Below are 26,444 nucleotides of genomic sequence, written 5' to 3'. Positions count from 1 at the left end.
AGCCCTAGAATGAAAAAATGAATCCAATAGAAAGTAATGAGACACCTGTGATAAACGAGGCGTAGGTAAAGCCCTTCGCGGTTCTTGCCTTGCGCTGGTAACTCCTGAATTCGTCGCGGGCGTCTTGGTTGCGGTCTGATTCGATAGAAGAGTTCTTGATGGCCTTTTTGCTGTCGTCGGCCTTGCTGATTTCGTAATAGGTAATGGCACCAGACAAAAGGCCCAAGGCAAAGGGAACGAGCGAAAGCTTCATGAGGTCCTTGCCTAGCACTCTGCGCTTGCGCTTGGATATGTCGGACTGCTGGGCTTGCAGAAATCCTTCGTCGAGAATCGGCTGCTGCGAAACGATAATGAACGAGGTGTCCTTGGCAGAAAGTCTCACTCGAATCGTGGTGTCCGTAAATCCCGGGTTGAACAAGGATATCAGAACGTCGGAGGCGAGCGAATCGTTTACGTCGATGAATGCCGGCGACACGTAAGCCGGTTCCCTGGAATGGTCGGGGCTCACTTCGTCGATGTAAATGTCGGCGTTGCTCGGAATGGTCGAAACATGCAGGACCTTGGATTCTGCAAAGGCGTAGCCCATCAGGGAACAGAGGAGTATCATGAGTATCTTGTTCATTTAGTACTCCCTGTTCGGGAACGGTCCCGTAATCACCCGGTAGCTGGACATGTTCTCGATGTACCAGTGGACATCGGAGACCTTGTTGCGGGCGTTGTCTTCGCCCAGAAATTCAATTTTGCACCTGCCGAAACAGCGGGTGTGGAACGACAGCACCGGATTGGAATAGGTGGGCTGAATCGTGTCGAAATCCACAATGACCGAAAGCCTAGATTCGTTGATGCCGGAGCCGTCGTCAAAAAGCAGGAATTCGACATCTTCGGCGGCGCCGATAGTGTCGTGGTAAGAGGAAATTTGCGGCGCGACGTTGTCCTTGAGTACAATGGTGTCAGTCGTGAGTACGGTGTAGGCGGGCACGTCTACGATAAGGCTTTCGCTCGCGTATTCCCTGCGGTAAGTTTCTTTCACTAGAACCTTGAGCCCAAGCTGCGGCTTGACCTTGGCGACCAGCGTGTTCGAAATCCGGTCGCCCGTGAGTGTTTCGAGCGTGTCGCCGTTGTTGGCGATCAAGTAGGCGACCGTCTGCAAAATGGAATTGTCGCGGTAGCGGTCGTAAACCAGCGGAATCTTGATGGTCGAAGTCTCGTTCAGAATCTTTGTCGAGAAATGGAAAATCTCGGTGGAGTCGCGGTACTGGCGTCCGCTTACGCTGGTAACCAGCATCTTGGTGCCCCAATACAGCGTGAAGGAACTGTCGTTCAGGTCAATAGCTTTCTGGGCGACGGAGTCGAAATCTTCGACGAGAGAACCCATCAAGGTCCCTTCGGAATTGCAGTCGATGGCTCCGAGCGGAGAAATCCAAACGGAATCCGGATCGTAAGACAGGTAAACTTCGCAACGGGAAGTTTCCCACGGGTCGATTCCCGAAACCGTCCAGCGGAGCGGTAAGGACTGGTCGTCGGTAGGTTCGGCCTGGTTGTAGCCATTGTACGGGAAATCCAGGGAAATGGAGTTGGGCGTGTTCACGTAAATCTTGAAGGTGGAACGCAAGGTGTCGCCGTAGGTGTCGGTGGTTTCGAGTGAACCGTCCATGACTCCGGGCTCATTGAAGGTGTAACGGAAGGAATTCAGGTTGAAGGTGCTTTCGCCGATTTTCCAGAGGATCCCGTTGTAATAGGGTTGCAATGTTTCGTCGGTGTAAATGAGCCCGCCTATGGAATAGCCGGCGTAGAACCGGAGCGTTTGCCCCTGCTCCACGAAAACATCTTCCAGGGGGGCGAAACGGTTGGCAATTTCCGTGTTGTATCCGTCGGGGCCGGCAAAGGCGAATTGCCTGAGGACGTTGGAATCCTTGTCGACGAGGTGCTCGTCTCCGCAGGCGACCAACGCAAAGACTGCGGCCAAAAGCCAAATGTTCAAGAGCTTATTCACTGAATACCTCCGGGAATGTCGCATTGGGGCGGAGGTAGAATGTCCTTTTACTCCTGTTGTAGCTGGCGTCAAAGACGACGACTGTTATCGGCTTGTAAGACCAGCTCTGCATCGCGGCTTCCTTGGTAAACGGGACATAGAGCGTGTCGTTAGAAAGCTTGAAATCGTAGAGGTAGTCGTTTTCGTAGAAGATGTGGATTTTCGATGTCGGAATGTCGCCGCCGAGGTCTTCGATGAAGAATCGCAGCGTGTCGATAATGTTGATTGTGTCGCGGTTCCTGAAGGTTGAAATTCGCGGCGGAATATCGTCGTTCAGGACAATGGTGTCGAGTTCCAGAATCTGGTTTGCGCCCAAGTGGAACGGAATGGATTGTGCCGTAAAGTCGCTTTCCTGGTTGACCGAGACGACGATGCGGTAGTCGCCCTCCGATAAGGGCTTGATGGCAAAATCGACGTCGTGCAGCTTGGAGGTAGTCAGGGTCTTGATCGTGTCATGGGCTTGATCGAGAAGGCTAACCTTGAATTCGAAGGTCCCGAACTCGGTGCTTGTGGTGATTGTCCCAGAAATTGCGTTTTCGCCGTTAAGCCCGTTGGTGTAGAACGACGACAAAAGGACTTCGTTGGATTTTTGGTTGAATTCGTTGTAGGCGGTCACGGTCCAGGTGTATTTCTGCAAGGGCGAAAGTCCCTTGAGATACGTAAAGTAAGCCTGATTCAGGATAGTGTCTACAAGGACGTTCTTTTCGTTGTCCATCAAGATAAAATGCGAATAGATATCCCAAAGGGAATCCGGGTCGTAAAGGTTCCAGGCGAAATTGACTGCGGTGTCGGCGGCGATGTTCTGGGTCTTGTTTGCCGGAATGAAATGCTCTGTGTCTATGGACGGGGGCGAGGCGACGGTTATAGAAAGCGTGTCGCTCAAGGTGTCGCCGAAAAAGTCGACAAAGACGAAGGCTACCTTGTGTTCGCCGGGCGTTTCGATGCTTTTCTTGAAACTGTATTCGCTTGCAAAGGAATTGCCGTCGATGGTCCAGTAGTACTGCTTGTTGCGAATGGACTTAGACGGGTAAACCGTCGTCAAGAAGATGAGCGAGTCGCCCGGCTGGACCGTGTCGGATTTTGCCTTTACGGCATCGACGTCGAAAGACTTGGAAATGGTTGCGGATACTTTTATGTCCTGAACGGGCTGCCCGTTGAACAGGTAGTCGTCAGAGTCGGTACAGGCAACAAACGAGAGAATCAGTAAACCCAGGGCGGCAAGACGCTTCATTTTGCCTCCGGGGTGCCAAAGACGAAAAATTCCTGCTTGTCGGTAGAATCCTTGTCGCCCAAGGAATCTGTGACCAGAATGCGGAAGGTGTGGCGGCCTTCGCTAAAACCGGACTGCATGACTTGTTGCAGTTCTCCCACCTTGTATTGGACGCCATCAATTTCCAGGACGTTTTCTAGCCCTTTACTGCCGTCGCGGTCAAAGGATTGCCAAGAAAACAGGAACGGTGTGTGGCTGTTGCCGTAAAGCGTGTCGCCATTGGCCGGAATCGTTTCGGCTAGAATCTGCGGCGGGTTGTTGACGTTTACGGAGAAGGTGGTTTCGAGCGTGTTGCCCTCGTTGTCTTTAATGAGAAGCCGGTCGGGAATGAAATTACGCGACAAGAAACTGGATGCCATGTAAGTGGTGCTGATGGTGTAGGTCGCGCCGCTGTCCAGGATTTCGTCGCCGTTGTACCAGTAGTACTTGATTCTATTCTTGTACTTGCCGGGGGTGACTTCGGCAATCAGTTCGGCTTGCTCGTTGGAGTTGATTTTGATGGGCTCTTCGATTGCTTCGTCGAATTGCCTTGCGAAGACGCTCACTTCCGAAATTTTTTGGGTGTCGTTTGGAGCGTGAGGAACATCCAGGCATGCAGAAAAAAGGGCTCCTGCCGCAAGTGCAAGGCTGATGGCCAAAAGACACTGATTGTTCTTACTCAATAAACTCACCTTGTTAAAGATAACTATATTCGTAAACATGAGTACCGAAAACTTTGAATATAAAACCGCAATGGAGCGTTTGGAGAATATCCTGGAGCGAATAGACAACTCCGAGATGGAAATCGACGAATTGGCCGGAGCGGTACAGGAAGCGACGGATTTGTTGCGCAAATGCCGCCAGATTTTGCTCGCGACCGAAAAGAACGTGCAAGAAGCCCTTTCGGGGCTCGACGGCGAGACTGAAACCGGGGCGTAAGGATGGCAGATGTTCCTGCAATGGAAGTTTCGGGGCTTACAGTAAAGTTCCCGATTCGCGGCGGAGTGCTCGGCAAGGTCCAGAAGTACTTTACGGCGGTCGAAAACGTGTCGTTTTCGGTGCAGGCCGGGCAAATTCTTTCGATTGTGGGGGAGTCGGGCTGCGGAAAGTCGACTCTGGTGAAGTCGCTGGTGGGGCTTGTCCCCATGGACAGTGGCGAATTCAAGCTTTTTGGCGAAAAAGTGGTAAAGGGCCGGACTGCTTCCGGAAAGCGGGTCTCGGACTTGGTACAGATGATTTTCCAGGACCCGTTCAGCAGCCTGAATCCGCGCCAGACGGTGTCTGAAATTCTGACGGCGCCGCTGGTTGCACGCGGAGTGAAGGTGCTTGACGCCGAGGCGCGTGCAAGAGAACTTTTGGAGCGCGTGTCGTTACCGAAAGAGGCTCTCCAAAAGTTCCCCCACGAATTCTCGGGGGGCCAGCGGCAGCGCCTCTGCATTGCCCGCAGCCTGATGGTCAAGCCCAAGATTCTTTTGTGCGACGAAGTCACCAGCGCTCTGGATGTATCGGTGCAGGCGCAGATTCTGCATTTGCTCGACGACTTGCGGGGCGAATTCGGGCTTTCGATTGTGTTTATCAGTCACGACATGCAGGTTGTCCGCGCTCTGAGCGACGAGGTCTTGGTCATGTACTTTGGGCACGTGGTGGAACGTGGTGCGGCCGATTCTGTGCTCACTGATCCACAACATGAATACACGAAAAAACTGCTGGCGAGCGTCCCGACCATTCGCCGCGACAGGTAATTTCTATCTTTGCGTGCGAAAAAGAGGTTTTATGTCCGCGAATCCGATTATCGTAGTAGATTACAATGCCGGCAACTTGACTTCGGTGATGAATGCTCTTGCCCACATTGGCGCAGAGGCGAAGTCTAGCCGCGATGCCGAAGAAATTGCGAAGGCGACCCGCCTGATTTTCCCGGGCGTAGGAGCTGCTGCTTCTGCCATGGAAACTCTGACCCGCACGGGTATCGGGGAGGCCATCAAGGCTGTCGTCAAGGCCGGAAATCCGGTACTCGGTATATGCATTGGCTGTCAGATTATTCTCGAAGAAAGCGAAGAAGACGGTGGAGTCAAGACTTTGGGCCTTATTCCCGGCAAGGCAGTGCGATTCAAGGATGAACCGGGCCTCAAGATTCCGCACATGGGCTGGAACCAGGTGAACTTTACGCGTGAACACCCGATTATGAAGGGTATCAAGAGCGGAAGCGATTTCTATTACGTGCATTCGTACCATCCGGTGGTGAGCGCCGAATACGCTTTCGCCGAAACGACTTACGGTTCGCAGACATTCCAGGGAATGGTGGGCAAGGACAACTTGATTGCAACCCAGTTCCACCAGGAAAAGAGCGGAGACGTGGGCCTTGCCATGCTCAAGAATTTCTGCGATTGGAAAGTCTAGTATTACTATATTGTCCCCGTAATTGGAGAAAAATATGAAAAGATCCATCGTTATCACCGGCGGCGCAGGCTTCATTGGTAGCCACGTGGTGCGCCTGTTCGTGAACAAGTACCCGGACTACAAGATTATCAATCTTGACAAGCTGACCTACGCTGGCAACCTTGCAAACCTCAAGGACGTCGAAGACAAACCGAACTACAAGTTCGTGAAGATGGACATTTGCGACTTTGACGCTTTCTACAAGCTCATGCAAGACGAGCATGTTGACGGCATCATTCATTTGGCTGCAGAAAGCCACGTGGACCGCTCCATCAAGGATCCGTTCACTTTTGCCAAGACAAATGTGATGGGGACTCTCGCACTTCTCCAGGCTGCCAAGCTCTACTGGGAATCCTTGCCCGAAAAGTACGAAGGCAAGCGCTTCTATCATATTTCGACCGACGAAGTTTATGGCGCCCTCAAGATGAACCACCCCGAAGGCATTACGCCTCCGTTCACGACTACGGCGTCCAGTTCGGAACACCACCTGGCCTATGGCGATGACTTCTTCTACGAAACCACGAAGTACACGCCGCACTCTCCGTATTCCGCTAGTAAGGCCGGTTCCGACCACTTTGTGCGTGCATTCCACGACACCTACGGCATGCCGACGATTGTCACGAACTGCAGCAATAACTACGGTCCGTACCAGTTCCCCGAAAAGTTGATTCCGCTCTTCATCAACAACATCCGCCACAAGAAACCGCTCCCGGTTTACGGCAAGGGCGAAAATGTGCGCGACTGGCTCTTCGTGGAAGACCATGCCCGCGCTATCGACGTGATTTTCCATAACGGCAAAATCGCCGAAACCTACAACATCGGTGGCTTCAACGAATGGAAGAACATCGACATCATCAAGGTCGTCATCAAGACCGTCGACAGGCTCTTGGGTCGAGCGGAAGGCGAGGACATGAACCTCATCACCTATGTCACAGACCGTCTGGGCCACGATGCCCGCTATGCCATCGACTCCACCAAGCTCCAGAAGGAACTGGGCTGGGAACCGTCGTTGCAGTTCGAAGAAGGCATCGAGAAAACCGTGCGCTGGTACCTGGACAACCAGGAATGGCTGGACAACATCACCAGCGGCGACTACGAGAAGTATTACGAAAGTATGTACAAGGGAAAGTAGAACTTAGAATTTAGAACTTAGAACTTAGATTTATTTGTTCGTCTAAGAGCGAAGCGGTCTAAGTTCTGCCAACTACCAACTAAATATGTCCAAATTCAACTTTATCAAAACCTCTATCGAGGGCGTGACAATCATCGAGCCGACGGTCTTTGGCGACCATCGCGGCTATTTTATGGAAACCTACAACAAGGCTGAATTCGACGCAGCCGGCTTAAACATGGTTTTCGTACAAGATAACGAATCCAGAAGCAAGAAGGGCGTGCTTCGCGGGCTCCACTTCCAGAAAAAGAATCCGCAGGGCAAACTTGTCCGCGTCATCGAAGGCGAAGTCTTTGACGTGGCGGTGGACCTGCGCAAGGGAAGCCCCACGTTCGGCAAGTGGGAAGGTGTCGTGCTTTCTGCCGAAAACAAGAAGCAGTTCTACATTCCCGAAGGCTTTGCACACGGTTTCGTGGTTCTTAGCGAAACGGCGACGTTCGTGTACAAGTGCACCCGCCTTTACGATCCGAAGGACGAAGGTGGCCTGATGTGGAATGATCCCGAAATCGGCATTAAGTGGCCGGTAGGCAATGGTTTCGAGCCGCTGCTTTCCGAAAAGGATACCAAGAATCCGACGCTCAAGAATCTGGGATTCGCTTTCGAATTGTAATCCCGCTCTGCAAACGATATTTTGTGCTTAAAGAGTCGTCTTTGGACGGCTCTTTTTATTTTATTCTTGTCCCGGTTGTAATAATTTTTTAATTTTTAGATGATGAAACACATTCTCGTTGTATGTACCGGTAATATTTGCCGTAGCCCCACGGGTGAATATTGCCTAAAGAAAGAATTGGGGCCTGATTTTGAAGTGATGAGTGCTGGGCTTGGCGCCTTGGTGGACCATCCGGCGCACGAGCTCAGCCAAAAAATTGCTCTTGAACATGGTATCGATATGAGCGCACACCGCGCTCGCCAGATTAATCTGGATATTTTGAAGTGGGCCGATCTCATCCTGGTGATGGAAAACGGCCACAAGATGGATTTGTTGCACCGTTATCCGTGGCTTGAAGGCAAGGTTTTCCGTTATGGCGAACCGCAGCGGGTGGATGTCCCCGACCCGTACCGCCGTCCCGAAAACGCTTTCGTGCTGGCGTGGAATTTTATCTCTAAACTGACCCCGTACTGGGTAGAAAAAATCAAACAAAGCGAAGGCCAGGCTTAAGCTGGCCAAAAGGGTTAATTTATGAAGAAAATGAGTTTGGGTCTTGGCCTTATTGTCGCCGCCTTCTTGAGTGGTTGCGCTCTCGGACCTCAGATGCAAATGTCTGTACCAGGAGATTCTGCCGAATACAATGGCATGATGGTACATATTCACGACATTGGCGCCGGCGATTTCGGCACCGCTGTGGCTGCCTCCGGCTCTGACAGTGCCAGTGCTAGTGATTTTGGTGACTTGAAGGAATTGATGGTGGATTCCCTGCCGGAACTGGAATACCGCATTGGACCTCTGGACATGGTTCAGGTCGTGGTGTGGGAACACCCGGAACTGACTTCCCCGATGGGTCAGTACCAGCCGGCCGGCCAGAAGGTGACTACCGATGGTAAGCTTTTCTACCCCTATGCCGGTGAACTCCAGGCTGCAGGTCTTACCGCCCAGGAACTCCGCGCCGAAATTACCAAGCGCCTTTCTGACAAGATTTTGAACGATCCGCAGGTGGATGTCCGCGTGACGGGCTACCATAGCCGCAAGATGTCCGTGTCTGGTGCCGTTTCCAAGCCGGGCTATGTTTCGTTCGATGAACATCCGATGACTCTCCCCGATGCAATTGCCGGCGTTGGCGGTTTCTCCAAGGAAGCTGACCCGTCCGTGATGCAGCTCCGTCGCGGCGACAAGGTCTATACCATTAACTATCTCGATGCCTTCAAGGCCAACCTGCCGCTTGAACGCATTGTGGTGCAGCCCGATGACCAGATCTTTGTGCCGTCGCTTTCTGAAACCCAGAAAGACCAGAAGGCCTACGTGATGGGTGAAGTCGGCAGACCCGGTATCGTGAATATCTATAACGGCAAACTGACTCTGGCCGAAGCCTTGGCTACCGCCGGTGGCCTGCAGGCTCTGAACGCTACCGCCCGCGGAATTTACGTTATCCGTAATACCTCTGACAAGCAAATCGATGTGTTCCAGCTGAATGCAAAGAACGCAATGGCCTTGGCTATGGCCGATCGCTTCCAGTTGAATGCCCGCGATGTCGTCTACGTCGACGCTTCCGAACTCGCAACCTGGAACCGTCTCGTCAGCTTGATTTTCCCGTCTGTTAACATGGTTTACTATGGCGCTTTGGCTGCTCATGAAGTTCATGTGGTCAAGGATGACTATACTCCTGATAACAAGAAATAAGGTTCGATAGACTATGATTAACTTGATTCTTTGTGGTGGTTCGGGCACGCGCCTTTGGCCCGTGAGCCGTTCCCTGATGCCCAAGCAGTTCGCCCCGCTTTTTGACGGACAGTCCCTGTTCCGCAAGACCGTGGTCACGAACTCCGCCGTTTGCGAATCCCAGTTTATTGTTTCTAACGCCGACCAGTTCTTCCTCGCGAAGGACCAGCTCGAGATGGAAGGCATGACCGGAAGCAAGTTCCTCCTGGAACCCGTGGGCCGCAACACCGCCCCCGCGATCGCTCTCGCCTGCCTCACCATGGATCCGGAGACCATCGTGCTCGTTTCCCCGTCGGACCACGTGATCCGCAAGAAGGACGAGTACAAGAAGGTCCTTCTCCGTGCTCAGGAACTCGCCGAGGCGGGCAACCTCGTGACCTTCGGCATCACGCCGACGAGCCCCGAGACCGGCTACGGCTACATCGAGGCCGCAGGCGAAGACGTCAAGCGCTTCGTGGAAAAGCCCGACCTCGCCACCGCCGAGAAGTATCTGCTCTCCGGCAACTTCTACTGGAACAGCGGCATCTTCTGCTTCAAGGCGAAGACCTTCCTCGCCGAGCTCGGCAAGTACTCCCCCAAGATGCTCGCCACCGCCCAGAAGGCGCTCGCGAACGCATCCATCGAGGACGGCGAGCCCATCCGCATTGACCGCGACGACATGATGGCTATCCCGTCGAATTCCATCGACTATGCCGTCATGGAAAAGTCCAACAAGGTGAAGGTGGTTCCCAGCGATATCGGCTGGAGCGACCTCGGCAGCTTCGACAGCCTTTATGGCGAATACCAGCATGATGGAAACGGCAACAACGTGAACCCGCGCCACATTGCCGTGGACTCCAAGAATTCCCTTGTGATGGGCGGTCAGCGTACCATCGCGACGATCGACCTCGACAAGATGCTCATCGTGGACACCCCGGACGCCCTCCTGGTCGCTCCGCTCAGCAGCAGCCAGAAGGTCAAGAAGGTGGTGGAAGAACTCAAGGAACGCGGCTCCGACCTCATTAACGTGCCGCAGACTGTGAGCCGCCCGTGGGGTACGTATTCCGTGTTGGAATCTACCGAGCGCTACAAGATGAAGCGTATCGTGGTAAAACCGGGCAAGCGCCTCAGCCTGCAGAAACACTTGCACCGCTCGGAACACTGGGTGGTCGTAAGCGGGACTGCTACTGTGACCGTAGGCAAGAACGTGTTCTACGTGCGTTCGAACGAATCCACCTATATCCCAGTGGGTGAAGTTCACCGCCTGCAGAACGAAGGCAAGCTCCCGCTGGTTATCGTTGAAGTCCAGGTGGGCGAATACACCGGCGAAGACGACATCATCCGCATGGAAGACGACTTCCACAGAAACTAAACCAGATTCGGAATTCAGAATTCGGATTTCGGAGTTGAGCAATAATTACATGCCGGACAAAGTTCCGGCATTTTTTTTAACCGTCACAGCCCACTGTCAACTTCTAACTTCCTACTGTCTACTTGTACTTTCGCTTCGCTCAAGTACCAAAAGTGTGCAAGGTTATGACGCAGCTGAATACTTGTATTCAGATATGGCATAACCGCAGCCACGAACGCCAACGGCGTTAAATGCTAGCCTCGGTCATGTCCAAGCAAGCTTGATCGCGACACTCGACTTACGCATTTGTCTTACTTCCTACTACTTACTATATTTCTAGCATGAGCGAAAATCTTGTACATACGGTTCGTGCGGGAACCATTGAAATGGAATATGCCCGTATTGGTTCGGGCCCCAAACCCCTGATTGTAATCCCAGGGCTTTCGATCAAGAGCGTCATGAAATCGGCGGCCTCGTTAGAGGGACCGTTCAAGATTTTTAAGGAAAAGTACACGCTCTACTTTTTTGATCGCAAAAAAGACGCCAAGCCCGGTTACTCTTTGCCCGAAATGGCCGACGACCAGGTGGCGGCCCTCAAGGCTTTAGGCATAGAAAAGGCCGATATCTACGGTATGTCGCAGGGCGGCATGATTGCGCAGTATATGGCGGTCCGCAATCCCGAAGTCGTGAACAAGCTGGTGCTCGGTTCCTCGACATCGAAGGCGGAACCGCGACAGATTACGACGATTCAGAATTGGGCGCGCCTTGCGCGGGCCCGCGAAGCCTCGGCGCTTGTAAACAGCTTTATTGACGACTGCTTTAGTGAAAAGTTTGCGGTTCGTTACCGTAGGGCGTTGCTGGCCTTGTACAAGGAAATCTCGGATGAAGAACTGGATCGCTTTGCCTTGTTTGCGGACGCCTGCGATTACGTGAATACTTACGACGAACTCGGCAAAATCAAGAGCCCGGTGCTTGTGCTTGGCGCAGGCAAGGACCTTGTAACGACTCCCGAAGCGTCTGTCAAATTGGCAGAAAAGTTAAAGGCCGAGGGTGTTCCTTGCGAATTCTACATGTACGAAGATTGCGGCCATGCCGTGTTCGATGAATTGCCCGATTACAAGAAACGGATTTTCGATTTCCTGGAAAAGTAATAACGGTATTTATGGAACCTGTGACGCCCACATCTGTTGCAAAGCCGCGCTACGCTTTTGTCGATTTGGCGAAAGGCATTTGCATTATGCTGGTGGTGTGGCATCATGTGGTGAGCACGTGGGGGCTTGAAACCTACCCGCTAAAAGAGGCCGTATCTTCGTTCAGAATGCCTTTGTACTTCTTTTTGTCGGGGCTGTTCTTTAAGGAATATGCGGGCTTTTTCGATTTTTGCAAGCGCAAAATCAACAAGTTGCTGATTCCGTTTGCCTTCTTTTTCGTGACGCTTTCGTGCATATTCCCGTTCGTATTGCATTACCTGCACTTGCGAGGAAATCCCGGCGCCTCCGTTTGGTATTCATTTGTCTGGAAACAGGCTTTCCCGAATATTCCGGTTTGGTTTTTGCTGAGCCTGTTTTGGACGAACTTGATGTTTTACGGGCTGTACTTGGTCGCGAAGAAATTCGTTGCCAAAAAATTCCCGCAGCATGCGACATCATCGCTGGTGGTGCTTTCGATAGCGGTTGGATTGGTCGGATTTTTCCTGGGCCGCTACAATATCAAGCTTCCGCTGTTTTGGGCGTCTTCGATGACGTCGATTCCTTATTTTTGCGCGGGGCATGTGGCTTTTCGCTATACCAAGATTCTAGCGCCGAATCCCATGGATAAGTTCAACATTCCGTTTGCGCTTTTGGGCTTTGGCCTTGTGGTGGCGCTTGCGTGGAATGCTCCCCCTGATTCGGTGAGTTATGTGAGCAACCGTTATTGGTTTCCGATCTGGAGTGTTTACCTGTGCGGCATTCTTGGGACTCTCTCGGTGCTGTTCTTGTCGAAGGCCATCAAGAAAATTCCGTTGGTATCGTATTTTGGTCGTTACTCCATCATGGTGCTTGTGACGCATGGATGGGTGCAGTGGGGTATCATTAAAATTTTGCAGGAAAACCATGTGCATTGGCCGCGGCCCGTGGCGCTCGCCGTTGTTTTTGTGGTGACCATGCTGCTGTATTTGGGCATCATACCGCTCATGAAGCGCTTCTTGCCCCATGTAACTGCACAGAAAGACTTGATATAGAACTTAGAGCTTAGAACTTAGAGCTTTGATTATTCATCTAAGTTCTACCAACTAAGCTCTACCAACTATCTTCTAACAACTGCGGCGAAGCCGCGCTACTCTTTTCTCGCACATTTTTGTATATTCTTCTGCGAAAAGATTTGATTTTTGCGATTTTTCGGAGATTTTATGGATATTGGTGCGCTACATTTTCAGAATCCCGAAGCCTTCTGGCTTTTGCTTTTAGTCCCTGTTTTAGTCGGTTGGTATGTTTATCGTGAACACCGCCGCAAGAGTACGATTAAATTCCCGGCCCTTTCGATTGCAAAGCGTGCGGTTCCGAGCCGTCGCGTTAAATTCCGCCATATTGTGCCGATTTTGCGCCTTGCTGCTCTCGTTTGCTTTGTGGTGGCCCTTGCCCGTCCGCAGAACGCCATGGAAGTCGAATACACCTCGACTGACGGTGTCGATATCATGCTTGCGCTCGATGTTTCGGGTTCTATGGGTACGCTCGATATGCTTACCCGCATGGAGCAGGCGAAGCTCGGCGTGATGAATGCAGAACGCATATTGAAATCCGGCGATTACTGGAAGTATAGCCGCTTGGGTTATGCCCAACAGGTGATTGCTGATTTTATCCAGAAACGCCATAGCGACCGAATCGGTTTGTCCGCTTTCGGAGCCCGTTCCGTTACTCAGTGCCCGCTGACGCTCGATTACGGATCCCTCCTTGAAATCCTGAAAGCGACCGATGACTTGGCCCGCGATTCCATTATGGGGAGTCGTACGGCCATTGGAGACGGCCTTATGAATTCCCTTGCGCGCTTGCAAAAGTCCGAGGCGAAATCCAAGGTGGTGGTACTCTTGACCGATGGCCGCGATAACGCCAGCGTGGTGCCGCCCATGCGTGCTGCCGACGTCGCGCAATCTCTCGGAGTCAAGGTCTATACCGTTGGCGTGGGCAAAAGAAACGGCAAGATTCTTGCCTTTCAGCAAAATCCGTGGACTGGCGATATCTCTTGGGGTGAACGCGATATTACGCCCGAAGAAGGTATCGACGAAGGCGTGTTAAAGTCTGTGGCCCAAAAGACAGGTGGCCGATTCTACCGCGCCGAAAACAAGGAAGAACTCGAAAAGATCTATTCCGAAATCGACGAACTCGAAAAGACCGAAATCGAAACGGTTGCCTATGCCCGCTACGCCGAAAAGTTCTATCCGTGGCTATTGGCGGGTGCACTCTTGATTTTACTTGAATTGTTGCTTGCGAATACGCGCTTTGTGCGCATCCCGTAATGGAGGCTTTAGATGCGATTTGCTGAACCGATGTTCTTGTGGGGCCTTTTAACGCTCCCGTTGTTTGCGCTTCTTTTTGTGTATGCATACCACCGTCGCAAAAAGCTTGCCGCACGCTTTGTTTCGCTTTCGATGTTGCCTAAGCTTTCGACTTCGGTGTCGCCCTGGCGTAGGCTTGCGAAGGTGACCATTTTGTTGTTTGCGATAGCCTTCTTGTTTGTGGCTCTTGCGCGCCCGCAGTGGGGCCGTAAAATGGAACATATCGAACGCCGCGGCCTTGATCTTGTGTTGTTGCAGGACATTTCGCTTTCGATGCTTGCCGAAGACGTCAAGCCGAATCGCTTGACCCGCAGCCGTCATGAAATTTCGGCGTTCTTGGAATCGCTTTCGGGTGACCGTGTGGGGCTTGTGGCGTTCTCGGGCGAAGCCCAGGTGATGGTGCCTCTGACTCTTGATTACGGCACCGTACAGATGATGCTCAGGGAACTGACTCCGGGTTGGCTCATGCCGGGCACGAACCTCGAAAAGGCAATCCGCAAGGGCATGGATTTGTACCGCAATTCCGGAAGTGCGGGGCAATATTCCGTGATGATTTTGATGAGCGATGGCGAAGAGCTTGAAGCCGCTGCCGTAAACGCCGCCAAGGAAGCGGCCGAAATGGGAATCCGCATTTATACAATCGGTATCGGCTCCCGCGAGGGCGTGCCTATTCCGGTGCCCTCCAAGAATGGTGAAGTCGCTTACAAAAAAGACATGCAAGGAAACATTGTGACGACCCGTTTGGAAGACGGAACTTTGCAAGAAATCGCAAGCGTTACCGGTGGGCTTTATTTCTATGCGAATCCGGGCGAATTCCAGTTGCAGAAGGTGCTGACTGAAATTGCAAGCCTCGAAAAAAAGGATCAGGCTACTGACCGCATGGAAAACTATCAGGACCGCTACCAGATTTTTCTGGCTCTTGCAGCCCTCTTGTTCTTGATCGAAGCATTGGTGTCTGAAAGGGGTCGAAAGCGTCGTGTCGGAGCGGGCCGATTCAACTGAAAATCGTAAAAAAAAATTACTGTGATTTGCACGCTATTTGCACACAAGTTTTAGAATGAAAAAATCTTTTTAGGTGTTATTTTTGCCCTTTTTTGCTATTATTCTAACTGGTGTGGTAAAATAGGGTGAATTCGTCCCGAATCGCCTCATTTTTTAGGAACGTTTGGTTTTTGTTCATCCATTTTTACACAGAAATTCGCTATTTTGCGAGTGATTAAAGTAAATTTTGGCTGAAAAATAAAAAGTAAACCACGGAGTCCTTATGCTCGACCTATTAGCCGTCCAATCCGGCACCGCCAACGCCACTCTCATTACGTTGGCGTACACCTTGATTCTCACATTTATCCTTTCTTCGGTGATTGCCTGGACCTACGAAAAAACCTTCCTTGGTTTGTCGTATTCGAGAAACTTTGTGCAGGCCATTGTGCTTAGTGCCGTGGTCGCTGCTACTGTGATGCAGGCTATCGGTGATAACGTGGGTCGCGGTCTTGGCATGATGGGCGCTCTTTCCGTGGTTCGCTTTAGAACGTCTTTTAAGGATCCGCGTGACATTATGTTCGTGTTCGCATCGCTCGGCGCCGGTATCGGTTGCGGTGTGTACGCCTGGGGTGCTGCCGTGGGTGGCACGATTGCCTTTAGCGCGGTTGCTTTCCTCCTTTCCCGTACGGGGCTTGGTACCAAGCATTTCTTTGACGGTATGCTCCGTTTTGCGCTCCCCAACGAAGCCAAGGTCCGTGGTCAGATCGAAGACATCATGAGGTCTAGTCTCAAGACGTTCATCTTGATTACGATGCGTGAAGTTGACGGCGGTGCTCGCCTTGACGTCGCTTACCAGATTCGCCTGCGTGCCACTCATCCGGCTGCAGAAATCCTGAGCGAACTCTCTAAAATCGAAGGCATCTCGGACGTACAGTTCATGATGCAGGACGCCACGACGGAAATGTAAGGGAGGCGGTATGAACAAGCTTAGCGATATGCTCGAAAATTTTTGGAACACGCACAAGTCTAATGCCGGTGTCGCTTATGTCTATGGCCACAAACTTTCTTTGGCCTGGATTCTCTGTGTCATTATCGCCATTATTCTTGGCTACATGTACCAGGGCAAGATTGCAACCTTCCAGGGTATTGCAGAAGCTGCCGAAACAACAATCAGCTTGCCTAGCCCGACCGAAGTGGTCAAGGTGCACGTGATGCCTGGTCAGTCCATTAATGCAGGCGATACCATCGTGGAACTCAACCGTCCGGACCTCACGCTGCGCATTGCCGAAGTGACTCGCGAACTTGATGCTAGCGAAGGCCGTAGCAACCTGTCTGCTGCAGACATCGACCAGAAGGTCGCTGCAGTCAAGGCCGACCTTGCCACGAAGACCCTTACGCTCAAGTCCGAAATCAACAGACTTGAAACCGAATACAAGAAGAACAAAGAAATTGCTGCAAAGCTCAAGAGCCTCAAGGGTTCCAACGCCGACAGCGACGGTAACGACGCTATGGCTATGCAAATCAAGAGCTTGAAGAACGAACTTGCCGTTGCTAACGCCAACGCCAACGAACAGATCAAGCTCCTGCGCAGCAGCAACCGTTTGCAGAAGGATGCTGGCAAGAGCGAAGTCGAAAACCTGCAGAAGGAACTCGAAGAACTCAAGAAGCAGCAAGAAGAGTTGACCCAGATTGCCAAGGAAAGCTGGGTCGTGGGCTCTGTGAACGTTCATGACGGCGAAAAGGTGTCTAGCTTCGCCCCGATCGTTACGCTCACTCACAAGTCTCCGACGCTGGTTCGTGGCTACATCCACGAAAGAATGTACCAGCGCATGGATATTGGCGAAACCGTCAAGGTGAAGTCGCTGGGTGCAACGGGCAAGCCGGTGAAGGGCAAGGTGGTTGGCCTTTCCAGCCGCATTGTGGAATTCCCCGTGCGCATGTGGAAGATGCCCGAAATGCCGATTCACGGCCGCGAAGTCATTATCACGATTCCTGCCGAAAATTCGTTCCTCTTGGGCGAAATGGTGACCATCTCCGAATAGTTTGATTTATGAAAAAATCCGCTCTTGTATCTCTGTTTGTTGCAGCACCGTTGTTTGCCGCCCCGCTGACTTGGGAAACCCTCATCAAGTCTGCTGATGATGACGCCCGTTATCAGGGTTCTCAAAAACGTGTAAACATTGCGACCTCTCGCAACACGAAACTGTGGGACAAGCTTGAGTTGCGTTACAAACTCGATGGCTTCAGCTTTGCACAACATGACTTTGAACTTCGCATGACTCCTAAGGCTTTTGGCGAAGGTTCTGCTGACCGTGCGCATTACGAAGCGCAGATGGCCTATGCGAATGCGAATTTGGCTGAAGACCGCGCCGTTCTTTTGTACGACCGCTACGAACGCGGAATTCATTACCTGATGCGCAAGCGTATCAACGCGCTTAATCAGGAACTCTACCAGATCAACGCTGACCGTATCGAAGTGCTGCACCTCAAGTCGGGTTCTCCCAACTTCAACCCGCAAGACTTGATGTCCGCTCTTGAAAAAGAAGCTTCGATTCGCGCGGCTCTCATCAACGATTCCAACTCGCTCCAGAATTCCGAAAGAAAACTCCGCGTGTGGATTCCTGAATTCGATAGCATTGAACTGGATTCCTCTTGGCTTCCGCCTATGGAAGATATCGAAGCTCAGTTGAAAGACGGCATCGAAGTAAGCGACAAGTTCCCGCAAGTTGCCATGGCCAAGGGCAAGATGGATTCCGAAAAAGCTCGCGCCAAGCAAGATGTAGCTAGCCGCCGCGACTACATTTCGCATATCGGTATCGGCTATTCGCTCAAGATTCCGTCTTTGATGAAAAAGTACAAGGATATGGGCTACGACGATTTGTGCAATACGAATAGCGAATATTACAGCGAAGACGATTGTACCAAGTGGAAGGATAAAGCCTATAACGAAGAAACCGCTCGCTTTGACAACACGTATTCTATCCAGAGACTTGTGGATGACAAGGACAATCGTCGCACTCGTGACAAGTTCTTTGCAAACATTGGCATTAAGCTTCCGTTCTTTGACAGCAACAAGGATGACGATCTGCGTAACCAGGTGGCAGACCTTGAAGCCGAAGGCGATTATATGGAAAAGTTCCGCGACGTGAGCGTGAAGGTGAATCGTCTTGTTGAACAAATTAACGGTTTCCTTGCCCAGTGGAAGGTCCAGAAGGATTTCGCAGACAAGGTAAAGGCCGGTAACATCTTCGAGCAGTTTGCGAAAGACGCCGGATCTGACCCGCTTCTGTTGCTGCGCGCCCGTGAATCCGCTGTCGAAAGCGAACTGAATGCAGCCAAGCTCGAAACCGACATTTACGACCTTTATCTTGAACTGTTGCAGTATGCAGGCCAGCTTTCCAAGGAAGGCGTGCAGAACCATTTAGTCGGGGGGCTCAAGTAGTATGGCCGAAGCCCGCGGATTTAGCCTTCTCGAAAGGTTCGAACTCAAGTACCACATTCCCGTGGAATGGGCGGACCGTATCGGCGCATTCCTTGCTCCGTACTGCGAAGAAGACTATTACTCTAAAATTACGCCGGGCGGATTCTACTGGATTACGAACCTCTACTTGGATTCGCCTTCTTGGACGTTCCTCGGCTGGAAAAAGAAACAGTTGCTGGATCGCTTCAATATGCGCATTCGCACCTATGGTGAACACCCGGCTCAAGACGGAACGTTCCACTTTGAATGCAAGCGCAAGATCAAGAACATTTGCTACAAGAGCCGCGGAACCATCAAGGGCATTAACCCGGGCGAAGTCTGGAACATGAAACCTGAAGATTGGCCGTGCAAGGGCGAAAAGGACCGCATGTACATCAAGGATTTCTTGTACAAGACGGAACTCTACAATGCGCACCCGCGCCTTTTGACCCAGTACAAGCGCCGCGCCTGGTTCGGACTTCGCGAAGAATATTCCCGCGTGACGATCGATACCGGCATGCGCTTCCGCGAAGAAAACGGTTTTGATTATACGGTCGATCCGCATTACATGCATTCGACGGGTCTTCCGAGATTTTTCCAGCCGGCATGCGATGCCGTGCTCGAACTCAAGTGCCCCTGCTCCCAGGTGCCGTACTGGATGTTCGACTTGATCAAGTTCTTGAACTTAAAACACGCTGCCTTCTCCAAATTCGGCAACGCCGCCGCAGAATGGAAACGTGTATACGAAAATCCGCGTCGCTTTAAGACTCCGTACTGGACGAAGCTTGCCGTAGGCGCTGGCGAAAATTATTAAAATAGAAGAAAGTTTTTGCGAGGATACCTCTATGGATATCAAAAAGATTCTTTTGGCTGGTTCGGCAGTGACCGCAATGGTTCTTGCCACCTCTTGTTCCAGTGACTCGTCTACGGAACCGGATCCTGCTGATCCGACCGTTTCTTCGTCTTCGGAAGGTGGTACGAATCCTGCCCCGACTTCGTCTGCGGGCGATACTCCTGCGACGGGTTCTTCGAGCAGCGTTAACGGTGACGTTCCCAAATCTTCGGCTACTGAAGTGGTTGATTCTTCGTACACCCAGATGGCGATTACCGAAATCATGTATAATGCTGACGATGGTTCCGCATTGGAATGGGTCGAAGTGACAATCCAGAGTGGTCCGGATATTAGCAGCATGTTGGCTTCGGGTATGCGTTTGGATGGTGCTCTTTCCTTTACGTTCCCGAATGAAGAACTCAAGAAGGGCGAATACATTGTCGTGACCAACGACAAGGATTTGTTCATGCAGACTTATCCCGAATTCAAGGGCCGTCTCTATGGTCCGTGGGATAATGATCCGAAGACTGGTGCTGTGGCCAAGCTTTCGAACGAAGGCGACGTGATTGACGTGAAGCTGACGGGTGAAGGCGACGTGAGCTGCTCTTACAGCATGGAACCGCCTTGGCCGTCTCTTGCTAACGGCAAGGGCCGTACGCTCGTGTACAAGGGCGGGAACGCTGCCCAGGCAACCTCCTGGGGCGCAAGCAAGATTATGAACGGTAATCCTGGTGTGGGCAACGATGAATGGCTCACGACTTCGAACATTCGTTTGAACGAAATTATGCCGTCTGGTACGGGTACCGATGCCTGGGTAGAACTTTACAATGCGGGCAGCGCCGATGTCGATGTGAGCGGCTGGATTTTTGAATCCAAGATCCGTAAGGAAAAGCTCTCCATTAAGGCCGGCACCGTTCCTGCAAAGGGTTACCTTGTCTTGAATGCCGCGACAGACTTTGTTGATAGCGAAGGTGCCGCCAAGGAACTGATCGTTAGCGATATCGGTGGTTCTTATTACCTGTATGGCGCCACCGAAGGTGATGAATCCAGTTTGCTCTTGCCGTCTAGTAAACTTTCGAGCGGTGTGGTGGACTTGAGTGATGGCTCTACGGCTCAGGGGGCGCTTGTCGAAGCGACTCCGGGGGCTGCAAACTCCAAGCTTTATATTGGTGGCTTGGTCATTAGCGAAATTCACTACCATCCGAACGAAGAAGACCCGAACGACGCTGAATTCCTGGAACTCAAGAATTTGTCTGAAACCGCCATTACGCCGTTTGAAAAGCTTTCAAACGGAAATAGAGGTTGGAAGGTCGAAGGTATTAACTTTGAATTTGCCTCAACTGACGTGATTCCGGCGGGTGGCATTGTAGTGCTGTTCCCTGATTCCTTGCAGACTGCTTTGGGTGCGGATAAACTACGCAAGCGTTTCTCAATTGACGAAGGCGTGTTAATTAGCTTCTATAGCGGTAAACTTTCTAACCGCGGTGAAACGATTGCGGTCAAGAAACCCTACTTCTATCAGAAAGATGCTTCGAACCCGCTTAATGACCAGTGGTACTATGACTGGTCCGATGCAACGCTCTATAGCGATAAGTGGAGCGGCAATGGCATTGACTACAAGCGTGCGGACGGTCACGGCTACAGTTTGCAACGTAAGGACTTTAGCACCATGGGCTACGAAGCGTCCGCCTGGATTGCCGCGGAACCCACTCCCGGTAAGTAAAGTTATATAATTGCTATTATAGCGTAGAAGCCACCTTTAAAGGGTGGCTTTTTTTGTAAAAAATATATATCTTTTAAGGTATGAAAAAGAGTTTGTTTTTGGGTATTGCTGCGAGTGCTGCCGTTTTTGCAGCACCCATTTCGCTATCGGACGCCATTGCGATGGCAAAGGCGAACAATTCGCAGATTAAGGCCGAAAAGGCCAAGGTCGAAATGGCCGAAAGTGGTCAGTCCGAGGCCCGTTCCCGTTTTATGCCCCAGCTTTCGCTGACGGCCAGCGTGACAAAGATAAACGACCCGATCTATATTGATTTGGGTCAAATCCAACAGGGGCTAAGTGGACTTGCAGACGGTCTTGCGACGGTTGGCCCTGCAGGGGTGTATTCCAAAGCTTATATCGATGCCTATAACAAGGCCCAGGCCGGTTACGAGCAGGCATATGCCGGTGCAAGGGCGCAAGGTCTGAGCGAAGCCGAGGCGAATGCCTTTGCCTTGGACAAGGTGGGTGGTTCTGCACAAGAAATCGCTCAACAGACGGCAGACAAGTATGCGGCTGACAGCAAGCAACAGCTTGATGCTGCAAAAGCGAAAATCGACGATGCCGATTTCCGCATGAAGGTGCAGGACGACGTGTTCTTTAATGCGCGCTTGACTGCTATTTGGCCGATTTTTACGGGCCTCAAGATTTATTCCGCCTACGATGCCGCCAAAGAAAACGTGAATGCCAAGAAGGCGGCCTTTGACATGGCGCAAAACACAATCCTCATGGATGTGGCTACCAAGTACTTTACGCTTCGCCTGGCCGAAGAATTGACGGTGCTTCGCGAAAGCACCAAGAAGAACTTGGAAGAACACTTGGCCCGCTCCAAGAAACTGGAAGAAGGTGGCCAGATTAGCAAGGCGGAACGCCTGCGCGCCGAAGTGGCTTTAGCTGAGGCTGAAAACGCGCTTGAAGATTCTTACCGCGACCAAACTCTTGCTCGCTTGGCTCTTGCAAGTCTGTTGCATACGGACACGAACATTACGGCTATCACTCCGGTGCTTGCTCCGGAGCAGACCTTGGCCATGGAAGAATTCAAGCAGCTTGCGATGGATAGACATCCGGGCCTGCGCCAGTTGCGCACCGAACGCAAGCGTAGCCAAGATGCGGTGAGTGCTGCCCGCGCCGATTATTTCCCGACGGTAGCACTCTTTGCCTACAAGGAACTTTATACCCGCGATCTCACGCTCCTGGAGCCCGATTGGGCGGTGGGTGCCAAGATGCAGTGGGACTTGTTCAAGGGCGGCGAGACTCGCTCCAAGGTGAGCAACGCGAAGGCTCTCGATCGTTCGCTTTCGAGCATGGAAGAGCAGACCATGGACAACATCGGACTCCTCGTGGAAAAGCGCTGGCGTGAAATGGAGCATGCCAAGAGCCGCTTGGAAAGCCTGAAGAAGACTCGTGAACTTGCTGAAGAAGCGCACCGCAGCCAGACTTTGGCTTACGAAGCGGGCCTTGCCACGGGCTTGGATGTAGTGGATGCAGAACTTGCGCTTTCGCGCTTGCAGGTGGCTGACTTGAAGGCGCATTACGATGCGGTGGTCGCCTGGCTTGGACTTTTGGAAGCAAGTGGAGAAGTGGTGAATGCAGGTGAAATGCTCAAGAACGTAAAGCCTGTGGAAGAAAAAACGGCTGAGGTGTCGAAGCCCGAAGAACCGAAGCCCGCCGAACCTGTTGCTGTTCCCGCTGCGGCACAGGTTGCCGATTCGGCGAAGGTTGCTGAGCCGGTACCCGCTGATTCTGCAGCGCCTGCGCCGGTTGATACAACGGCTGCTCCCGCAAACTGATTTTAGAAATGGAGAAAAGAATGAACGTCTTGAAAGTGATTGGAAAAACTTTGGTCGTCTTGGCGTTGATTGCCTTGATCGTTCTTGGAATTATCACGTTGCAGAAGTTTGCAACAGAACCCCGCGATGCCTATTTGCAGGGCCAGATGGAAGCTCGCCGCGTGCTTGTGGCGGGTAAAGTGCCTGGTCGCGTGGAACAGCTGTTCTTCCGCGAAGGTGACATGGTCGAAAAGAATGCCATCGTGGCAATTATCAGCAGCCCCGAAATCGAGGCGAAAAAGATGCAGGCCCAAGGTGCTTTAGGTGCTGCTCGCGCCCAGGCAAACAAGGCTAAAAACGGCGCCCGCTCCGAAGACATTACGGCCCTCAAGGCGATGGCCTCGCGCGCGCAGGATGCCGCGAACCTCGCGAAGAACACTTACGACCGTGTGCAAAAGCTTTATAACGAAGGCGTGCTGCCGCTCCAGAAGCGCGACGAAGCTGAAACCCAGATGAAAGCCTCTCAGTCTGCTGCCGACGCAGCCAAGGCCCAGTACGAACAGGCTCTCGCCGGCGCCCGCAGCGAAGACAAGGCTGCCGCAAACGCACTCGTGATGCAGGCGAAGGGCGCCAACGCCGAGGTCGACGCCTACCTCGAAGAAACGAAAATCCGAGCCCCCATCTCAGGCGAAGTCTCCGTGAAGCTGGTCGAAGAGGGCGAAGTCGTGGGCTCCGGCATGCCGGTGGTTGCCATTACCGACCTCGACGATTCCTGGGCGGTATTCCACTTGCGCGAAGACTTGCTCAAGAATGTGTCCAAGGGCAAGACTTTCAGCATGTTCATTCCGGCGCTCGACAAGAATGTTGAAATGGAAGTCAGCTACATTGCGTCTGTAGGCGATTACGCCACCTGGCGCAGCTCCAAGGAAAGCGGCGGCTTTGACCTCAAGAGTTTCGAAGTGCGCCTGCGCCCGAAAACCAAGATTGAAAACCTGCGCCCCGGCATGAGCGTGCTTTTCCCGATGGAACAGGTTCAGTAAGGTCGTGCGCCTTGTTTATCGATTTCTTTAGAGCGATTCGCAAAATCTATATCAGTCACAATATCGTGTTGTGGCTGGTGCTCCTGATTTTGCCGGTGATGACATCGGTCTTTATGGTGAATTTCTTTTCGGCCGAAATCATTCAGCATGTGCCGATTGGCCTTTTAAAGCAAGACCGTTCGCAGCTGGCCGATAAAGTCGAAATGGCATTGCGTGCAGACCCCGTGCTCGAAGTCGCGGTGGAATGCCACGACCGTAGCGAATGCGAACATGCGGTGATTCGCGGTGACTTGCAGGCGTTTATCGTGCTCCCGTACGACATGGAACGCCGCGCGCTCCGGCTTGAAACGCCCGTGATTCCGGTGTATTCCAGCGGCCAGAATTATCTTACGAATACGTTTGCTGTCAAGGAAATCCGCTCGGTGATTTCGGCGATTGGCGCCGACTTGTTTACCAAGCAGATGGATGACCCGATTCATGTGGAACTCAAGTCCGTGAGCAATAATAGCGGTAACTACCAGGGCTTTTTAGGGCTCGGGCTTGTGACGGCGCTTTTCCATTTGGCAGGAATTTTGGCGGCGGTGTACCTGTTCAGTTTTCCGTTCCGCGATCACCGCGTCCGCGAATTCTTACAGGCGGCGGGCGGCTCGCGCGTGGTGCTTGGTGCCGCGACGGTGCTACCGCTCGTTTTAATCCAGTGGATTTCGATGGTGGCGGTGTATGCGTATGCTCGCCGTGCGCTTACCCCGATGACGTTCGATGAATTCGTGGTGGTGTCTGCAGGGCAGCTGGCGATGTTTCTCGCTTGCTCTGGAGCGGGGGCCGCCTTTGTGGGCATTACAGGCAACATGCGTATGTCTTCGAGCGTGGCGGGCGTTATCGCCGGCCCCGCATTTGCCTTTGCGGGTCAGACATTCCCCGTGATGGCGATGCCCTTGGTGGTGCGCGGTTTTGCTTTCCTGCTTCCGCTCACGCATGTTTTAAAGGTGCAGTCTACCATGCTCTTGGGCTCGGTCGGCAAGGCGCATGCCTGGGAATCGATCGTGGTACTTTTGTTCATGGCGTTGTTCTGGCACCTACTCGCCTCAAAATTGTTGTTCTTGCGTTGGAAAGTCGCCGAAGAAAAAGAGGCGGATTGGGAAGCTCGCGAAAAGTTGCACCTGAAGGATAAACTGAAAAATATTGCCGGCGCCGTCTATTCGGATTTGAGTATTCGCAAGGCGGTCGCATCTGAAATTGCCAAAAGAAAATTGCATAAAGGAGGCAAAAATGATTGACCTCTTTAAGCGACTTTTCAAGGTGGCTTTTGCCGAATGGAAGCTTTTTTACACCGACCCTGCGGCGGTGCTGTTGCTGGTGGTGGCGGGCGTGCTTTACGCATTCTATTACCCGACGCCTTACATGAAACAGACGGCTACAGATGTACCTGTGGCGGTGGTGGATCTTGACCATACGGTCATGTCGCGCGAACTCACGCAGATGTCTGCCGCAGCCCAGCAGATTGATGTGCGCTATGTGTTTTCGGATATCCGCGAAGCGGAACAGGCCATGGCCGAAGAAAAAATCTACGGGTTCATGGTAATTCCCAAAGACATGGAAAAGACGCTCCGTAACGGTGGCAAGACGAACGTGAACGTGTTCACGCACGGCGCCTACGTGATGCTCCACGGCAACATCGGAACGGCGTTTACTACATGCGCATTGACTGTTGGGGCAACTACCAAAGTCAAGCGGATTGCTTTAGGTAAAAAGGTTCCTGCAGCCAAGGCGATTGCTATGCGCGACCCGATTCCCATCAGCGTGCAGACCATGTACAACAACACGGGTAGCTATTCGAACTATGTGGTGCCGAGCGTGTTGGTGCTGATTTTGCAGCAGACGCTGGTGATTGGCATTTGCATTCTGGGCGGAGCTCGTGCTCACCGCAAGTTCCGCAAGTTGCAACGCGACAGCTCCGTCGAAAACGAACTGATGCCTTACCGTTACTTTGGCCGTTCGCTCGCGTACTTCTTGCATTACTGCAGCTTTATCCTGTTCTACCACTTTGTAGTGTACAACGTGTTCGATTTTCCGCGCCGTGGTGAAATTTTGCCGATGGTGGCTTTTGCAATCGTGTTCCTGTTCTCGGTTATCAACTTCGGGATGGTGCTTTCGCAGGTGTTCTTGCGCCGCGAAACGAGCATGCAGCTGTTCCTGTACATGAGCATTCCGATTCTGTTCCTTTCGAACTTTAGCTGGCCCACCGAACTGATTCCGACGTGGATGAAGGGTTTCTCTTGCTTGTTGCCCTCGACGTTTGCTATTCCGGCATGGCTTGCCATTGAGCAGCGCGGCGCCGACATTTATGATGCTGCATCGCTGTTGCTGCCGCTCGCTATGCAGGCGGTGTTTTACCTGTTGCTCGGGCTCGTGCTTACCAACCTCCGCGATGGTAGCAAGCTGCAGACTGGGGACATGTAATTAATTCGGAGTTCTGATT

At 52.2% G+C, this 26,444-nt stretch carries 25 protein-coding genes; 21 read left to right on the top strand and 4 right to left on the bottom strand.

Annotated elements, in window-relative coordinates; genetic code table 11:
• Window positions 1-4: 4 nt before the first annotated feature.
• From BUC02_RS03590 to BUC02_RS03575, 4 genes are read right to left on the bottom strand one after another with little or no spacing between them, the layout of a single operon-like run.
• Window positions 5-622, bottom strand: coding sequence for a hypothetical protein (locus tag BUC02_RS03590; RefSeq protein WP_088656407.1), 618 nt, complete (start codon window positions 620-622; stop codon window positions 5-7).
• Window positions 623-1,993: a hypothetical protein gene (locus tag BUC02_RS03585; protein WP_073318701.1), complete on the bottom strand. Its 1,371-nt coding sequence runs from the start codon at window positions 1,991-1,993 to the stop codon at window positions 623-625.
• Window positions 1,986-3,263 carry a hypothetical protein gene (locus BUC02_RS03580; RefSeq protein WP_073318698.1) on the bottom strand — a complete coding sequence of 426 codons (1,278 nt, stop codon included), beginning with the start codon at window positions 3,261-3,263 and terminating at the stop codon, window positions 1,986-1,988. Before BUC02_RS03580 ends, BUC02_RS03585 begins: the two co-directional genes overlap by 8 nt.
• On the bottom strand, window positions 3,260-3,964 hold the full coding sequence (locus tag BUC02_RS03575) for a hypothetical protein (RefSeq protein ID WP_139261001.1): 705 nt from the start codon (window positions 3,962-3,964) through the stop codon (window positions 3,260-3,262). The genes BUC02_RS03580 and BUC02_RS03575 overlap by 4 nt, the downstream gene beginning before the upstream one ends.
• A gap of 37 nt (window positions 3,965-4,001) precedes the next feature.
• Here BUC02_RS03575 and xseB point away from each other — a divergent pair, with 37 nt between their 5' ends.
• The 21 genes from xseB (at window position 4,002) to BUC02_RS03470 (ending at window position 26,425) form a co-directional block, all read left to right on the top strand.
• A complete protein-coding gene (gene xseB, locus BUC02_RS03570) occupies window positions 4,002-4,220 on the top strand; it encodes an exodeoxyribonuclease VII small subunit (RefSeq protein WP_073318946.1) in 219 nt (72 codons plus the stop codon).
• Between the two features lie 2 nt (window positions 4,221-4,222).
• The gene (locus BUC02_RS03565; protein WP_073318691.1) at window positions 4,223-5,023 is read left to right on the top strand and encodes an ATP-binding cassette domain-containing protein; all 801 of its coding nucleotides are present in this window, start codon (window positions 4,223-4,225) and stop codon (window positions 5,021-5,023) included.
• A 31-nt stretch (window positions 5,024-5,054) separates the two neighbouring features.
• A complete protein-coding gene (hisH, locus tag BUC02_RS03560; protein ID WP_073318688.1) occupies window positions 5,055-5,678 on the top strand; it encodes an imidazole glycerol phosphate synthase subunit HisH in 624 nt (207 codons plus the stop codon).
• A gap of 34 nt (window positions 5,679-5,712) precedes the next feature.
• Complete coding sequence (locus BUC02_RS03555) at window positions 5,713-6,849, top strand: dTDP-glucose 4,6-dehydratase (protein ID WP_073318685.1); 1,137 nt, start codon at window positions 5,713-5,715, stop codon at window positions 6,847-6,849.
• A gap of 85 nt (window positions 6,850-6,934) precedes the next feature.
• A complete protein-coding gene (rfbC, locus tag BUC02_RS03550) occupies window positions 6,935-7,498 on the top strand; it encodes a dTDP-4-dehydrorhamnose 3,5-epimerase (RefSeq protein ID WP_073318682.1) in 564 nt (187 codons plus the stop codon).
• Between the two features lie 99 nt (window positions 7,499-7,597).
• Window positions 7,598-8,047 (top strand): low molecular weight protein-tyrosine-phosphatase, encoded by a 450-nt coding sequence (locus BUC02_RS03545; protein ID WP_249268773.1) that lies wholly within the window; start codon window positions 7,598-7,600, stop codon window positions 8,045-8,047.
• Between the two features lie 21 nt (window positions 8,048-8,068).
• Window positions 8,069-9,223, top strand: coding sequence for a polysaccharide biosynthesis/export family protein (locus BUC02_RS03540; protein WP_073318679.1), 1,155 nt, complete (start codon window positions 8,069-8,071; stop codon window positions 9,221-9,223).
• A gap of 13 nt (window positions 9,224-9,236) precedes the next feature.
• Window positions 9,237-10,613, top strand: coding sequence for a mannose-1-phosphate guanylyltransferase/mannose-6-phosphate isomerase (locus BUC02_RS03535; protein ID WP_073318676.1), 1,377 nt, complete (start codon window positions 9,237-9,239; stop codon window positions 10,611-10,613).
• Between the two features lie 320 nt (window positions 10,614-10,933).
• The gene (locus BUC02_RS03530; protein ID WP_073318673.1) at window positions 10,934-11,743 is read left to right on the top strand and encodes an alpha/beta fold hydrolase; all 810 of its coding nucleotides are present in this window, start codon (window positions 10,934-10,936) and stop codon (window positions 11,741-11,743) included.
• 11 nt (window positions 11,744-11,754) lie between these two features.
• The gene (locus tag BUC02_RS03525; protein ID WP_073318670.1) at window positions 11,755-12,813 is read left to right on the top strand and encodes an acyltransferase family protein; all 1,059 of its coding nucleotides are present in this window, start codon (window positions 11,755-11,757) and stop codon (window positions 12,811-12,813) included.
• A 168-nt stretch (window positions 12,814-12,981) separates the two neighbouring features.
• Complete coding sequence (locus BUC02_RS03520; protein WP_073318667.1) at window positions 12,982-14,085, top strand: vWA domain-containing protein; 1,104 nt, start codon at window positions 12,982-12,984, stop codon at window positions 14,083-14,085.
• Window positions 14,086-14,097: 12 nt separating this feature from the next.
• Window positions 14,098-15,126, top strand: coding sequence for a vWA domain-containing protein (locus BUC02_RS03515; RefSeq protein ID WP_073318664.1), 1,029 nt, complete (start codon window positions 14,098-14,100; stop codon window positions 15,124-15,126).
• A gap of 262 nt (window positions 15,127-15,388) precedes the next feature.
• The gene (locus BUC02_RS03510) at window positions 15,389-16,072 is read left to right on the top strand and encodes a DUF4956 domain-containing protein (protein ID WP_073318661.1); all 684 of its coding nucleotides are present in this window, start codon (window positions 15,389-15,391) and stop codon (window positions 16,070-16,072) included.
• Window positions 16,073-16,082: 10 nt separating this feature from the next.
• Window positions 16,083-17,147, top strand: coding sequence for an HlyD family secretion protein (locus BUC02_RS03505; RefSeq protein WP_073318658.1), 1,065 nt, complete (start codon window positions 16,083-16,085; stop codon window positions 17,145-17,147).
• An 8-nt stretch (window positions 17,148-17,155) separates the two neighbouring features.
• A complete protein-coding gene (locus BUC02_RS03500) occupies window positions 17,156-18,547 on the top strand; it encodes a hypothetical protein (protein WP_073318655.1) in 1,392 nt (463 codons plus the stop codon).
• A 1-nt stretch (window position 18,548) separates the two neighbouring features.
• The gene (locus tag BUC02_RS03495; protein ID WP_073318652.1) at window positions 18,549-19,379 is read left to right on the top strand and encodes a polyphosphate polymerase domain-containing protein; all 831 of its coding nucleotides are present in this window, start codon (window positions 18,549-18,551) and stop codon (window positions 19,377-19,379) included.
• Between the two features lie 31 nt (window positions 19,380-19,410).
• Window positions 19,411-21,120: a lamin tail domain-containing protein gene (locus BUC02_RS03490; RefSeq protein ID WP_073318649.1), complete on the top strand. Its 1,710-nt coding sequence runs from the start codon at window positions 19,411-19,413 to the stop codon at window positions 21,118-21,120.
• 80 nt (window positions 21,121-21,200) lie between these two features.
• The gene (locus tag BUC02_RS03485) at window positions 21,201-22,946 is read left to right on the top strand and encodes a TolC family protein (protein ID WP_073318646.1); all 1,746 of its coding nucleotides are present in this window, start codon (window positions 21,201-21,203) and stop codon (window positions 22,944-22,946) included.
• Window positions 22,947-22,966: 20 nt separating this feature from the next.
• Entirely contained in the window at window positions 22,967-23,965 is a 999-nt protein-coding gene (locus BUC02_RS03480; RefSeq protein WP_073318643.1) for an HlyD family secretion protein, read from the top strand.
• Window positions 23,966-23,976: 11 nt separating this feature from the next.
• Window positions 23,977-25,242, top strand: coding sequence for an ABC transporter permease (locus BUC02_RS03475; RefSeq protein WP_254794072.1), 1,266 nt, complete (start codon window positions 23,977-23,979; stop codon window positions 25,240-25,242).
• Window positions 25,235-26,425, top strand: a complete 1,191-nt coding sequence (locus BUC02_RS03470; RefSeq protein ID WP_073318637.1) for an ABC transporter permease — start codon at window positions 25,235-25,237, stop codon at window positions 26,423-26,425. Before BUC02_RS03475 ends, BUC02_RS03470 begins: the two co-directional genes overlap by 8 nt.
• Window positions 26,426-26,444: the final 19 nt, after the last annotated feature.

Origin of the sequence: Fibrobacter sp. UWOV1 (assembly GCF_900142495.1) — a bacterium.
Lineage (GTDB): Bacteria > Fibrobacterota > Fibrobacteria > Fibrobacterales > Fibrobacteraceae > Fibrobacter.
Note: the sequence above shows the minus strand (reverse complement) of the source record. Positions and strands in the feature narration are given on the sequence as shown.